We start from the raw sequence: 13,212 nt of genomic DNA on the forward strand, positions 1-13,212 counted from the left end.
GGTGCCGGGTCAGTCGGTCAGTACGACGATGCGGTCCGGCGCTTCGATCTCGACCCGCTGCCCGGCGTCGGCGAGGACCGCGGCCACACCGTTCACGTCGCGTACGGAACGCCGCGTGCGGACCAGCTCGCGGGCCATCAGACCTTTGTAGTGCTTGTTGAAATGGCTGACCACCTTGCGTGAGCCGTCCGGTTGTTCGGTCATCACGGTCGCCGTCACCGCGCCGCGCATCGGACCGAGCTGGTGGTAGACGCCCGAGCGCAGGTCCACGACGAAGTCGTCGACCGCGTCCAGCGCGGGGGACAGGTCCGGTTTCCACAGCGCCGCCAGGGTCGGCATCCCGGGCAGCTTGGACCCGCCCGAGAGTCGATACGCGGGAATCGGATCCGGTGCCCGCACGACACCGAACAGCGCCGACCCGATCGCCAGCCGGTCGGCGGCCTTGGTCTTGCCCGCCCGGGTCAGCGACCGGTGATCGAGGGCGTCGTAGAGGACGCCTGTGTAGCGCTCGAGAGCCGGCCGGGTGGGGGACAGCCACAGGTCGGCGTTGCGGTCGACCTCGTCGAGCTGGGTGGCGCCGAGCCCGAGCGCGGTACGACTGGCCTCGAGGTCGGCGGCCAGGGCGACGAGCGCGTCGGCGACCTGCTTGCGGACCGGGTTCAGCTCGGGGAAGGACAGCGTGTCGAGATCCAGGGGAGCGCCGCGCCCGCCGTCGGATTTTGTCTCGGAGGGAGGCAGGATGACGAGCACCGCAACACCATAACTAAGCTGGTTGGTCGTGATCACACGCATGTCGACCCTGTTCCTGCGGACCCTGCGCGACGACCCCGCCGACGCGGAGGTCCCCAGCCACAAGCTGCTGGTCAGAGCCGGCTACATCCGCCGAGTCGCGCCCGGTGTGTACTCGTGGCTGCCGCTCGGTCTACGCGTGCTGAAGGCGATCGAGAACGTCGTCCGCGAGGAGATGAACGCCATCGGCGGCCAGGAGATCCTGCTGCCCGCCCTGCTGCCCCGCGAGCCCTACGACACCACCAACCGCTGGACCGAATACGGCGACTCGCTCTTCCGCCTCAAGGACCGCAAGGGTGCCGACATGCTCCTCGGCCCGACCCATGAGGAACTGTTCGCGACGCTGGTCAAGGGCGAGTACTCGTCGTACAAGGACATGCCGGTCATCCTCTACCAGATCCAGACCAAATACCGCGACGAGGAACGGCCGCGCGCGGGCATCCTCCGCGGACGTGAGTTCGTGATGAAGGACGCCTACTCCTTCGACCTCGACGACGACGGACTCAAGACCGCCTACAACGCGCACCGTGAGGCGTATCAGAAGATCTTCGAGCGGTTGCGGATCGAGTACGTCATCGTCGCCGCGACCTCCGGCGCGATGGGTGGCAGCGCCTCCGAGGAGTTCCTGGCCGAGTCGGCGGTCGGCGAGGACACGTTCGTGCGATGCGTCGAATCCGGCTACGCCGCCAACGTCGAAGCGGTCATCACCCGCGCGCCCGACCCGCTGCCCTACGACGACCTGCCCGCGGCGGTCGTCCACGACACGCCCGGTACCCCGACGATCGACAGCCTGGTCGACTGGGCGAACGCGACGCTCGACGGTCAGTACACCGGCGCCGACACCCTCAAGAACGTGCTCGTGAAACTCCGTGTGCCGGGCGGTGACTGGGAGATCACCGGCATCGGTGTTCCGGGCGATCGCGAGGTCGACTTCAAGCGTCTCGAGGCGTCCGTCGAACCCGCCGAGGTCGAATTGCTCACCGACGCCGACTTCGCCGCCAACCCGTTCCTGGTCAAGGGATACATCGGACCGAAGGCGCTGGCCGAGAACGGCATCCGCTACCTCGTCGACCCGCGGGTGGTCGAGGGGACGTCCTGGATCACCGGCGCCGATGAGCCGGGCCGGCACTACGTCGGTCTGGTCGCCGGCCGCGATTTCACGCCCGACGGGACGGTCGAGGCCGCCGAGATCCGCGACGGCGATCCGTCGCCGGACGGCGCCGGACCGCTGGTGAGTGCCAAGGGCATCGAGATCGGGCACATCTTCCAGCTCGGCCAGAAGTACACCGACGCCTTCGAGGTGGACGTCCTCGGCGAGAACGGCAAGCCGGTCCGCCTGACCCAGGGTTCTTACGGTGTCGGGGTGTCGCGCCTCGTCGCGGTCATCGCCGAGCAGTCCCACGACGACAAGGGCCTGCGCTGGCCGAAGTCGGTGGCGCCGTTCGCGGTTCACCTCGTCATCGCCAACAAGGACGAGGCCGCCGTCGCCGGCGCCGAGCAGCTCGCCGCCGACCTCGACGCGGCCGGTCTCGAGGTGCTCCTGGACGACCGGAAGGCGTCGCCCGGAGTGAAGTTCAAGGACGCCGAACTCCTGGGGATGCCGACCGTGGTGGTCGTCGGTCGCGGATATGCCAACGGCACCATCGAGATCCGCGACCGCTTCACCGGTGAGGCCACCGAGGTCGCGGTCGACACCGCGGTCGACGCGGTGGTGGCGGCCGCCCGCGGCTGAGGCGGCTCAGCCGTCTGCGGGAGACCCGGGGAACGCCACCGTGACCGGGCTCTCCTGCAGAGCCACCCGCCAGCGCGCGGCGCGCACCGCGCTCTCCGACAGCCCGTCGGCGCCGATCCGGCGTCCGGTCTCGTCGTCGGCCTGCTCCAGCAACGCACGATAGGCGCTCGCACAGTCGATCTCGGCGCCGAGCGCGGCGCGGGCCGCCGTGGTCGGGTCGGTGACCTCGACCGGCAGCGTGTAGCCGGCGGCCGCCAGCGGCGGTGTGTTCCCCGCCGCCTCGATCGTCCGGTCGATCTCGTCGCGTCGGGCGCGATGGGCGTCGGCGTACTCGGCGACGGTTCGTCGACGGGAGGCGGCGACGAAGGCGGTGATGACGCCGTAGGTGAAGATCGCGGCGTTCTCGGTCTCGGCGGCGACGACCAACGGGTCGTCGGGATCTGCTTGCGCGGCCGGTGAGTTCGACGCCGGTGTGTTCACGGGGGACGTCATGCCAGTTGCACCTCTCGCATCGAAGTGACGGCCGCGGCGACCGACCCGGTCAGCCCGGCTGCGTACCCGGCGGCGCCGAGCGCGACCCGGCGGGCCTGCCCGGCCGCGGCGTCGAGATCGACGCGAAGTCGAGCCAGGGACGGTGCCGCCGGTGGGGCACCCGCCGGGGATGTCGAGGCGGTCGCCGAGGTGGCGGGACGGTCGAGTGTCGCCGCCACCTCCTGGTCGAGCCGGATGATCTCCTCGCGCAGTGCGCGAGCGTGCTGGGCGCGCTGATCGGCCACGACACCGAGTGCGGTGGCGTAGGCGGGCTCGACGGCGACCAGGGCGCGCGCGGTGCTCTCGTCCGCGGACGCCGAGCGCACCAGGGGCACCAGGCTCTCGGCCAGCAGGGTCTCCGCGGAGGGCGACGAATCGCAACCGGTCAGTCCGACGCCGGCCGCCCCGGCACCGACGACGACGGCGCCCGCGAGGAGTCCGCCGCGCAAGGCGGTGCGCCGGTCGATCGGGTGCCGCAGGGTCCGTCGCTCGATCGGGGGCATGCTCACCCGGGACATCATGCCAGCAGTTCTCCGCGCGATCGATCCACTAGGATGTTCGGAGCAACGTCGTGCGAGACCCGGCACGGCCCGACAACTGAAGACGAGGGGAGTGGCATGCCGATCAGCCCGACGCAGGTGCGCGAACTCGTCGAAAAGCTCGTCGCCGAGCGGGGATTCGACCTCGAGGACATCACGGTGCGCAGCCGGGACGGCCAGGAGGAACTGTCGATCGTGGTCGACCGCGACGGTGGCAGCGACCTCGACGTCCTCGCCGGACTCAGCACCGAGATCTCCGACCTCCTCGACGCCACGCCCGACTTCGCCGACCTCGCCTATGTGCTCGAGGTCACCTCGCGCGGCGTCGACAGCCCGCTGACCCTGCCCCGGCACTGGCGTCGCAACACCGGTCGGCGCGTCGTCGTGGAGGTCGACGGCGGACCCGGATCGCAGCCGCGCACCGTCGCCGGACGCATCGGCAGGCTGCTCGACGACCCGGCGCCGGCGGTCGAGGTGGTCGCGAACCACAAGGGGCGGATCGCGGTGGAGACCGTCGACCTCGCCTCGGTGACCAAAGCCGTGGTGCAGGTGGATTTCTCTCAGCCGAGCGTCCGCGAGCTCGAACTGTGCGGCCTCGAACCCGACGAGATCGAAGCGCGCCGCGCCCCCGCCGCGCGACAACTGAACACCACAAATGAACACGACAAGTGAATAGGAGACCGACGACATGAACATCGACATCGCCGCCCTGCGCATGATCGAGGCCGACAAGGGCATCTCGATCGAGACCGTCATCACCGCCATCGAGACCGCTCTGCTGACGGCCTACCGACACACCGACGGTTTTGCACCGCACGCCCGTGTCGACGTCAACCGCAAGTCCGGCGCCGTCCGCGTGATGGCGCAGGAGGTCGACCAGGACGGGAACGTCGTCCACGAATGGGACGACACCCCCGAGGGTTTCGGCCGCATCGCGGCGACGACCGCACGGCAGGTCATCCTCCAGCGCCTGCGCGACGCCGAGAACGAGAAGAACTTCGGCGACCTCGTCGCCCACGAGGGTGAGATCGTCGGCGGCGTCGTGCAGCAGGACTCGCGCGCCAATGCGCGCGGGATGGTCGTCGTCCAGATCGGCAGTGACGCCAACTCGACGGAGGGGATCATCCCGCCGGCCGAGCAGGTGCCGGGCGAGGTCTACACCCACGGCGACCGGATCAAGTGCTACGTCGTCGGCGTGAGCCGCGGACCGCGCGGTCCGCAGATCACCCTGTCCCGGACCCATCCGAACCTGGTGCGCAAACTGTTCTCCCTCGAGGTGCCCGAGATCGAGGACGGCAGCGTCGAGATCGTCGCCGTGGCGCGCGAGGCCGGCCACCGGTCGAAGATCGCGGTGCACACCGGCGTGGCCGGCCTCAACGCGAAGGGCGCGTGCATCGGTCCGATGGGCCAGCGCGTACGGAACGTGATGAGCGAACTCGCCGGCGAGAAGATCGACATCATCGACTTCGACACCGACCCGGCGGTCTTCGTCGGGAATGCGTTGTCGCCCGCGAAGGTTGTCTCGGTGACGGTCGTCGACGCCGCCGCCAAGGCGCGCGGGTCATCGTCCCGGACTATCAGCTGTCGCTGGCCATCGGCAAAGAGGGCCAGAACGCCCGGCTCGCGGCCCGGCTCACGGGGTGGCGGATCGACATCCGGTCCGACGCCGCGCCGGCGGCCGAGGGCGGGCCGGAGTGACGCGCAGCGGCCGATTGTCCCCGCCGGGCCCGCTCGCGCTAGACTGATCGATGGTTCAGCGATCCGCCCCCCGTTCGCGAGCCGGCGGCACACCCATCCGGATGTGCATCGGTTGCCGGCAGCGGGCAGAGGCCGGCGAGTTGGTCCGTGTCGTCGCACAGCTGTGCGGTGACACCCCGACAGTCGTGGTCGATCCCGCGAAGACCATGCCGGGACGAGGCGCGTGGCTGCACGCGCGGTCGGAGTGCATCTCCACCGCGACGCGACGCCGGGCCTTCGCCGCGGCACTCCGGACCCCCGGTCTGACCGTGGACCCGGACGATCTCACCGAACAGCTCGGCGCGATCACCCACCAGAGGATGGCTCCCCGGAGCCGGAACAGGTAGCAGAAGACATGAGCACACCGTGAAGTCACGATGAGCATGTACCGGACTTAAATCGAGGCCGTAGCGGGTGAGCCGCTTGGCCTCCAAGTGAGGAGAGCAGTGGCAGGCAAAGCCCGCGTGCACGAACTGGCCAAAGAGCTCGGCGTCACGAGCAAGCAGGTGCTCGAGCGTCTGAAGGAGCAGGGCGAGTTCGTCAAATCGGCGTCGTCGACGGTGGAGGCCCCCGTGGCCCGTCGACTGCGTGAATCGTTCCCCGGCAAGGACGGGGGAGCCAAGGACTCCAAGTCGTCCCCGGCCCCCGGCCCGCGCCAGAGCGCCAAGCCCGGACCCAAGCCGTCCGGCAACACGAACGCACCGAAGCCCGGTGCACCCGCAACCCCGTCGGCGCCGGTCGCCGACCGTCCGAGCCCCGGCCCGCGCACCAACGCGCCGAAGCCGGGCGCACCCAAGCCCGCACCCGCATCGGCGGAGACCCCGGCCCCGGCGCCCGCCCCCGCGGCGGAACGTCCCAGCCCGCGTCCCGCTCCCGCGGCACCGGCGCCGCAGGCCCCGGCCGCGTCGGCAGCACCGTCTGCCCCCACGTCGAGCCCGGGTCCGCGTCCCGGCCCGAAGCCGGGTCCGCGTACGCCGCGGGTGGGCAACAACCCGTATTCGTCGGCACCGGCGCCCGCGCCGCGTCCGGCTGCCCGTCCCGGACCGGGTCAGGGCGGTCCGCGTCCCGGCGGTGGCCGTCCCGGCGCCGCCGGCCAGGGTGGTCCGCGTCCCGGTGGCGGTCGTCCCGCTCCCGGCCAGGGCGGTCCCCGTCCCAATCCCGGCAACATGCCCCCGCGTCCGAGTCCCGGCGCCATGCCGTCGCGTGCGGCCCGTCCTGACGCCCGTCCGGGTGGTCGCGGCGGTGCCGGAGGAGGCCGTGGTGGCCCCGGCGGCGGCGGTGGTTACCGCGGCGGCGGCGGAGCCGGTGCACCGGGAGGACCTCCCGGTGGCGGTTTCCGCGGACGTCCCGGCGGCGGTGGCGGTGGCGGCCGTGGACGCGGCGGCGCAGCAGGCGCCTTCGGTCGTCCCGGTGGTGCACCGCGCCGTGGTCGCAAGTCGAAGCGGGCGAAACGCGCCGAGTACGAGAACATGCAGGCACCGGCCGTCGGTGGCGTCCGGCTGCCGCGCGGCAACGGCGAGATCATCCGTCTCGCCCGCGGTGCGTCGCTGTCCGACTTCGCCGACAAGATCGACGCCAACCCGGCTTCGCTGGTCCAGGCGCTGTTCAACCTCGGCGAGATGGTGACGGCGACCGAGTCGGTCAACGACGAGACGCTCGAGCTGCTCGGCTCGGAGATGAACTACCGCGTCCAGGTGGTCAGCCCCGAGGACGAGGACCGCGAGCTGCTCGACAGCTTCGACCTCACCTACGGCGAGGACGAGGGCGGCGAGGAAGACCTCGAACAGCGTCCGCCGGTGGTCACCGTCATGGGCCACGTCGATCACGGTAAGACCCGACTGCTCGACACGATCCGTAAGGCCAACGTCCGGGAGGGCGAGGCCGGCGGCATCACGCAGCACATCGGTGCCTACCAGGTGAACACCCACCTCAACGGCGAGGATCGCCTGATCACCTTCATCGACACCCCGGGTCACGAGGCGTTCACCGCCATGCGTGCCCGCGGCGCCAAGGCGACCGACATCGCGATCCTCGTGGTCGCGGCCGACGACGGCGTCATGCCGCAGACGGTCGAGGCGGTCAACCACGCCCAGGCGGCCGACGTGCCGATCGTGGTCGCGGTGAACAAGATCGACAAGGAAGGCGCCGACCCGCAGAAGATCCGCGGGCAGCTGACCGAATACGGTCTGGTCCCCGAGGAGTACGGCGGCGACGCCATGTTCGTCGACATCTCGGCCAAGCAGGGCGAGAACATCGACGCACTGCTCGAGGCCGTCCTGCTCACCGCGGACGCGTCGCTGGACCTGCGTGCCAACCCGGACATGGACGCCCAGGGTGTCGCCATCGAGGCGCACCTCGACCGCGGCCGCGGCCCGGTGGCGACCGTGCTGGTCCAGCGCGGCACGCTGAAGGTCGGCGACTCGATCGTCGCCGGCGACGCCTACGGACGTGTCCGACGCATGGTCGACGAACACGGCGACGACGTCCCCGAGGCGCTGCCGTCGCGTCCGGTCCAGGTCATCGGCTTCACCTCGGTCCCCGGCGCAGGCGACAACCTGCTCGTCGTCGAGGAGGACCGCATCGCCCGGCAGATCGCCGACCGGCGCAATGCGCGCAAGCGCAACGCGCTGGCCGCACGCAGCCGCAAGCGGATCAGCCTGGAAGACCTGGATTCGGCTCTCAAGGAGACCAGCCAGCTCAACCTCATCCTCAAGGGTGACAACTCGGGTACGGTCGAGGCCCTCGAAGAGGCCCTGCTGAACATCGAGATGGGCGACGAGGTCTCGCTGCGGATCATCGACCGCGGTGTCGGTGGCGTCACCGAGACCAACGTCAACCTGGCCGCGGCCTCGGATGCGATCATCATCGGCTTCAACGTCCGGGCGGAGGGCAAGGCCACCGAGCTGGCCAACCGCGAGGGCGTCGACATCCGGTACTACTCGGTGATCTACCAGGCCATCGACGAGATCGAGAGCGCGCTCAAGGGCATGCTCAAGCCGATCTACGAAGAGGTGGAGCTCGGCCGCGCCGAGATCCGCGCGATCTTCAAGTCGTCGAAGGTCGGCAACATCGCCGGTTGCCTCGTGCAGTCGGGCATCATGCGGCGTAACGCCAAGGCCCGCCTGCTGCGCGACAACGTGGTGGTCGCCGAGAACCTCACCGTGTCGTCGCTCAAGCGTGAGAAGGACGATGCCACCGAGGTTCGCGAAGGCTACGAATGTGGTCTCACGCTGACCTACTCGGACATCAAGGTGGACGACGTGATCGAGACCTACGAGCTGCGGGAGAAGCCGCGCGACTGATCGCGGCGACGACCACCCTCGTACGACATCTCGACAGCTGTGGTGCGCGCCGACCGGTCTCCGGTCGGCGCGCACGCAGCGCTATGGAAGGAGTCCTGGAATGGCAGATCCGGCACGGGCTCAGCGCCTGGCCAAGCGGATCTCGTCGATCGTCGCGTCGGCGATCGCGCACGAGATCAAGGATCCGCGACTGGCGTATGTGACGGTCACCGATGCCCGGGTGACCAATGATCTCCACGATGCGACGATCTACTACACCGTGATGGGCGAATCCATCGACGCCGAACCCGACTTCGAGGCCGCGGCCGCGGGTCTGGCGAAGGCGACCGGCGTGCTGCGGTCGAAGGTCGGAGCGGGTACCGGGGTGCGCTTCACCCCGACCCTGCGCTTCGTGCTCGACACGGTTCCCGACGCCGCGCGTCAGATGGAGGAGCTCGTCGCCCGCGCCCGCGCGAACGACGAACTCGTCGCCCGCCGCGCCGCCGAGGCGAAGCCGGCGGGGGAGTCCGACCCGTACCGCTCGGCGGACGACGACACCACCGGTACCCGCGAGTGAGCAGTTCGTCGAGTGCGGCGATCGCCGCGACGCTGGCCTCCGCGACCGCGGTGACCATCTGCTGTCATGTCCGCCCCGATGCGGACACGATCGGCAGCGGTCTGGCGCTGGGGCTGGCACTCGACCGCCGGGGCGTCGACGTCGAGGTCTCCTACCCGGGCACCGAACAACTCCCGGCCTCACTCGCCGGACTGCCCGGCGGCAAGTTGCTGTGCGATCCCGCGCAGGTCGTCGGACACCCACTGGTGGTCGCGGTCGACGCCGCCAACCTCGAGCGGCTGGACTCGCTCGGTGAGACGTTCACCGCGGCGCAGACCTCGATCGTCATCGACCACCACGCCTCGAACCCCGGTTTCGGCGACCTCGACCTGGTGGACCCGGCCGCCGACTGCACCGCCGTACTGGTGCTCGACGTCCTCGACGACCTGGGTGTCGAACTCGACGCCGACATCGCCACCTGCATCTACGCCGGCCTCAGCACCGACACCGTCTCGTTCCGCTGGGCCCGTCCGGCGTCGTTCCGGGTCGCGGCCCGGCTCCTGGAGACCGGCGTCGACACACGGAAGTGGAGCCGGATCCTGTTCGACTCCCATCCGTTCGCCTGGTTCTCGATGATGTCGGGTGTCCTGGCGTCGGCGCAGCTCGTACCGACCGCCTGCGACGGTGAGGGTCTGGTGTACGCCGTGGTCGACCAGCAGGCGCTGGCCGGGATGAGCTGGGAGGAGTCCGAGAGCGTCGTGGACACCATCCGGACCGCCCGTGAGGCCGAGGTGGCAGCGGTGTTCAAGGAGGGCGAGCCGGGTGTCTGGACGGTCTCGCTGCGGTCCAAGGACATCGTCGATCTCGTACCGATCGCCCGGGCGCACGGCGGCGGCGGGCATCGTCAGGCCTCCGGGTACAGCGACACCGGTACCGCCGACGAGGTGGTCGCCAGGTTGCTGGAGTCGCTCTGAGCCTCGCGTCGGAGCCGGACGCCGGGGACGCCCCGGGCGTGGCACGCATCGCCACCCTCACCGTCTCGGCTCTCGCCGTCCTCATCGCGCCGCCGCTGTACCTCCTGCTGGACCTGGCGGTCGTCGGACGCCTCGGCGGCGAACAACTGGCCGCTCTCGGCGTCGGCACCCTGGTGCTCTCGATCGTCAGCACGCAGCTGACCTTCCTGTCCTACGGCACCACCGCCCGCTCCGCGCGTCGCTTCGGCTCCGGTGACCGGCCCGGCGCCGTCGTCGAAGGCGTACAGGCGAGCTGGATCGCGGTGGCGGTCGGCGTCCTGATCGTCGCCGTCGCCTACCCGTGCGCCCCGGTCGTGATGCGTCTGCTGGTCGGGACGTCCTCGCCGGAGTCCGCCGCGGTGGCCGAGGACGCGGCGGGCTGGCTGCGGATCGCGATGTTCGGCGTCCCGCTGATCCTGCTGTCGATGGCCGGGAACGGGTGGATGCGCGGCGTCCAGGACACTCGTCGTCCCGTCGTCTACGTCGTGGTCGGGTTGTCCCTCGCCGCGGTCCTCGTCGTCGGACTGGTCCACGGCGTCGGCCCGTTCCCGCGTCTCGGTCTCGACGGCAGCGCGGTGGCCAACGTGATCGGACAGGGTGTGACGGGCGTGCTGTTCGCCGTGCGGGTGGTCCGCGAGGCACGGCGGGTCGCCGTGGGTGCCGGCCACGGGCCCGGCTCGCGCGCCTTCGCACCCGACTGGTCGATCATCCGCGCGCAACTGGTCATGGCGCGGGATCTCATCGTGCGCAGTCTGTCGTTCCAGATCTGCTTCGTCTCGGCGGCCGCGGTCGCGGCGCGATTCGGGGTCGCCCAGGTGGCGGCGCACCAGCTCGTGCTGCAGCTGTGGGAGTTCATGGCTCTGTTCCTCGACTCGGTGGCCATCGCCGCCCAGGCGCTGGTGGGCGCGGCGCTGGGAGCGGGACGACTCGGCGCAGCCGACTCCGTCGCCCGGCGCGTCACCGCGGTGTCCGTGGTCGCCGCCACCGCGATGGCTGCCCTCTTCGCGGCCGGTGCGACGCTGATCCCGCGTATCTTCACCTCCGACGCCGCCGTCCTCGACGCCGTCGGGGTGCCCTGGTGGTTCTTCGTCGGCATGTTGCCGATCGCCGGCGTGGTCTTCGCGCTCGACGGCGTGCTCCTCGGCAGCGGCGACGCCGCCTTCCTGCGCACCGCGACCCTCGCCGGCGCCCTCATCGGGTTCCTGCCGCTGATCTGGCTGTCGCTCGTGTTCGACTGGGGACTCGCGGGTGTGTGGTCCGGCCTGGTGGTGTTCATGCTCGTGCGTCTGGCCACCGTGGTGTGGCGGATCCGCTCGGGGCGATGGCGCCGGGCAGGTGCGGTCCGCGCCTGATCGCGATCCTCTGGCACGATGGATCCTCGTGGCTACTCTGTGGGCGATCAGCGATCTGCACATCGCGCATCGGGGCAACGAGCACATCATCGACAGCATCCGGCCGACCTCGCCGGACGACTGGCTCATCGTCGCCGGTGACGTCGCCGAACGCACCGACGACATCGTCGACACCCTGCGTCGTCTGCGGACGCGGTTCGCCACCGTCGTGTGGGTCCCGGGCAACCACGAGCTGTATACGACGGCGAAGGACCCGCTGCAGGTGTTCGGGGTCGCGCGGTACGACTACCTCGTCCAGGCCTGCCGCGACATCGGCGTGGTGACCCCGGAGGACATCTACCCGCTGTTCGATCCGGGCGATGGCTCCGATCCCGTCCGCGTGGTCCCGATGTTCCTGCTGTACGACTACACCTTCCGCCCGGAGGGCACGGCCAACAAACTGACCGCGCTCGCGCTCGCCCGGGAACGCAATGTGGTGGCGACCGATGAGTTCCTCCTGTCACCCGAACCGTTCCCGACTCGCGACGCGTGGGGACGGGCGCGGATCGAGATCACCCGGCGTCGGCTGCAGGCCATCGACCCCGCCGAGAAGACGGTCCTCATCAACCACTGGCCGCTGCGCCGCGAACCGTGTGACGCGCTCATCTACCCGGAGTTCGCGCTATGGTGCGGCAGTGAGCTGACCGCCGACTGGCATACCGAGTTCAACGCGGCCTGCTGCGTGTACGGACACCTGCACATCCCTCGGACCACCTGGTACGACGGCATCCGGTTCGAGGAGGTGTCGGTCGGCTACCCGCGGGAGTGGAAGCGCCGGGGACTCCCGAACCCCCTGATGCGCAACATCGTTCCCGGAGACGGGCTCGGCGCCTCTGATCTGCCCGAGCACGGCGTCCGGTTCGATCTGCCGCCCGACTACGCCGAGCGGGCCGCCGAGTTCCGGCAGCGGGTCGAGCAGCGGCAGGCGGAACGACGAACACGACAGGCCGAGCGGCAAGCGGAACGGCAAGCGCGAGAGGACAACCGATGATCGAACAACTCCTGCCGGCCGGCGTCGCCTCGGCGGAGGCGTTCGCCGATCCACCGGATCTCGTCCTGCTGCCGGCCGAGCAGAGCCTGATCTCGCGCGCGGTGGAGAAGCGTCGTCGCGAGTTCACCACCGTTCGGCATTGCGCCCGGCAGGCGCTGGGGGAGCTGGGCTACGAGCCCGTCCCGATCCTCAAGGGGGACAAGGGGGCACCCGTGTGGCCGGCCGGGATCGTGGGCAGCCTCACCCACTGCGACGGTTATCGCGCCGCAACGGTCGCCTACGCGATGTCGGTGCGTTCCCTCGGCATCGACGCCGAGCCGCACGACCGCCTGCCCGACGGTGTGCTCGAGCACACCAGCCTGCCCGCCGAGCGCGAGGTGCTCGCGACCCGGTCGGGTGACCTGCACTGGGACCGGTTGCTGTTCTGCGCCAAGGAGGCCACCTACAAGGCCTGGTTCCCGGTCGCCAAGCGCTGGTTGGGTTTCGAGGACGCCCACATCACCTTCGAACAGTCCACCCCGACGTCGGGACGTTCACCTCCCGCATCCTCATCGACCCGGCCGCCGCCGACGGTGGGCCGCCGCTGCTGAAGTTCTCCGGACGCTGGCTGGTCGAGCGCGGTATCATCACCACCACGATCGCGCTGACCTGA

The 13,212-nt window shown here is 70.3% G+C and carries 11 protein-coding genes and 2 pseudogenes; 10 read left to right on the forward strand and 3 right to left on the reverse strand.

Annotation, left to right across the window (positions count from 1 at the left end; translation table 11 throughout):
- Nucleotides 1-9: 9 nt before the first annotated feature.
- Nucleotides 10-792, reverse strand: coding sequence for a peroxide stress protein YaaA (gene yaaA, locus QAD21_RS10320; protein ID WP_189340091.1), 783 nt, complete (start codon nt 790-792; stop codon nt 10-12).
- Here yaaA and QAD21_RS10325 point away from each other — a divergent pair.
- Nucleotides 791-2,521: a proline--tRNA ligase gene (locus QAD21_RS10325; protein WP_068971277.1), complete on the forward strand. Its 1,731-nt coding sequence runs from the start codon at nt 791-793 to the stop codon at nt 2,519-2,521. The two genes, yaaA and QAD21_RS10325, sit on opposite strands and share 2 nt — an antisense overlap.
- A gap of 6 nt (nt 2,522-2,527) precedes the next feature.
- On the opposite strand, the gene QAD21_RS10330 is transcribed toward QAD21_RS10325, so the two are convergent.
- Both QAD21_RS10330 and QAD21_RS10335 read right to left on the reverse strand, forming a co-directional pair.
- Complete coding sequence (locus QAD21_RS10330; RefSeq protein WP_068971275.1) at nt 2,528-3,013, reverse strand: ferritin-like domain-containing protein; 486 nt, start codon at nt 3,011-3,013, stop codon at nt 2,528-2,530.
- Nucleotides 3,010-3,573, reverse strand: a complete 564-nt coding sequence (locus QAD21_RS10335) for a hypothetical protein (protein WP_058250128.1) — start codon at nt 3,571-3,573, stop codon at nt 3,010-3,012. Before QAD21_RS10335 ends, QAD21_RS10330 begins: the two co-directional genes overlap by 4 nt.
- Before the next feature lie 96 nt (nt 3,574-3,669).
- Between QAD21_RS10335 and rimP the strand changes: the two genes are divergently transcribed.
- The 9 genes and pseudogenes from rimP (at nt 3,670) to QAD21_RS10380 (ending at nt 13,212) form a co-directional block, all read left to right on the forward strand.
- Nucleotides 3,670-4,263, forward strand: coding sequence for a ribosome maturation factor RimP (rimP, locus tag QAD21_RS10340; protein ID WP_165630191.1), 594 nt, complete (start codon nt 3,670-3,672; stop codon nt 4,261-4,263).
- Nucleotides 4,264-4,279: 16 nt separating this feature from the next.
- A pseudogene (nusA, locus tag QAD21_RS10345) lies at nt 4,280-5,289 on the forward strand (transcription termination factor NusA).
- Between the two features lie 101 nt (nt 5,290-5,390).
- Nucleotides 5,391-5,675 (forward strand): YlxR family protein, encoded by a 285-nt coding sequence (locus tag QAD21_RS10350; RefSeq protein WP_058250131.1) that lies wholly within the window; start codon nt 5,391-5,393, stop codon nt 5,673-5,675.
- A 99-nt stretch (nt 5,676-5,774) separates the two neighbouring features.
- Nucleotides 5,775-8,630: a translation initiation factor IF-2 gene (infB, locus tag QAD21_RS10355; protein WP_280361333.1), complete on the forward strand. Its 2,856-nt coding sequence runs from the start codon at nt 5,775-5,777 to the stop codon at nt 8,628-8,630.
- A 100-nt stretch (nt 8,631-8,730) separates the two neighbouring features.
- On the forward strand, nt 8,731-9,186 hold the full coding sequence (rbfA, locus tag QAD21_RS10360; RefSeq protein ID WP_065628950.1) for a 30S ribosome-binding factor RbfA: 456 nt from the start codon (nt 8,731-8,733) through the stop codon (nt 9,184-9,186).
- Nucleotides 9,183-10,139, forward strand: a complete 957-nt coding sequence (locus QAD21_RS10365; protein WP_280361336.1) for a bifunctional oligoribonuclease/PAP phosphatase NrnA — start codon at nt 9,183-9,185, stop codon at nt 10,137-10,139. Before rbfA ends, QAD21_RS10365 begins: the two co-directional genes overlap by 4 nt.
- A 38-nt stretch (nt 10,140-10,177) precedes the next feature.
- Nucleotides 10,178-11,530, forward strand: a complete 1,353-nt coding sequence (locus tag QAD21_RS10370; protein ID WP_247451962.1) for an MATE family efflux transporter — start codon at nt 10,178-10,180, stop codon at nt 11,528-11,530.
- A gap of 28 nt (nt 11,531-11,558) precedes the next feature.
- Nucleotides 11,559-12,560 carry a metallophosphoesterase gene (locus QAD21_RS10375; RefSeq protein ID WP_269552298.1) on the forward strand — a complete coding sequence of 334 codons (1,002 nt, stop codon included), beginning with the start codon at nt 11,559-11,561 and terminating at the stop codon, nt 12,558-12,560.
- Nucleotides 12,557-13,212, forward strand: a pseudogene (locus QAD21_RS10380) (4'-phosphopantetheinyl transferase). Before QAD21_RS10375 ends, QAD21_RS10380 begins: the two are co-directional and overlap by 4 nt.

The sequence above is a fragment of the Gordonia sp. SMJS1 genome, assembly GCF_029866425.1.
Taxonomy (GTDB): Bacteria; Actinomycetota; Actinomycetes; order Mycobacteriales; family Mycobacteriaceae; genus Gordonia; species Gordonia hongkongensis.

Coding starts and splice junctions, on each gene's coding strand:
- QAD21_RS10325 (WP_068971277.1), top strand. CDS start 791: ATGTCGACCCTGTTCCTGCGGACCCTGCGCGACGACCCCGCCGACGCG.
- yaaA (WP_189340091.1), bottom strand. CDS start 792: ATGCGTGTGATCACGACCAACCAGCTTAGTTATGGTGTTGCGGTGCTC.
- QAD21_RS10330 (WP_068971275.1), bottom strand. CDS start 3,013: ATGACGTCCCCCGTGAACACACCGGCGTCGAACTCACCGGCCGCGCAA.
- QAD21_RS10335 (WP_058250128.1), bottom strand. CDS start 3,573: ATGATGTCCCGGGTGAGCATGCCCCCGATCGAGCGACGGACCCTGCGG.
- rimP (WP_165630191.1), top strand. CDS start 3,670: ATGCCGATCAGCCCGACGCAGGTGCGCGAACTCGTCGAAAAGCTCGTC.
- QAD21_RS10350 (WP_058250131.1), top strand. CDS start 5,391: ATGTGCATCGGTTGCCGGCAGCGGGCAGAGGCCGGCGAGTTGGTCCGT.
- rbfA (WP_065628950.1), top strand. CDS start 8,731: ATGGCAGATCCGGCACGGGCTCAGCGCCTGGCCAAGCGGATCTCGTCG.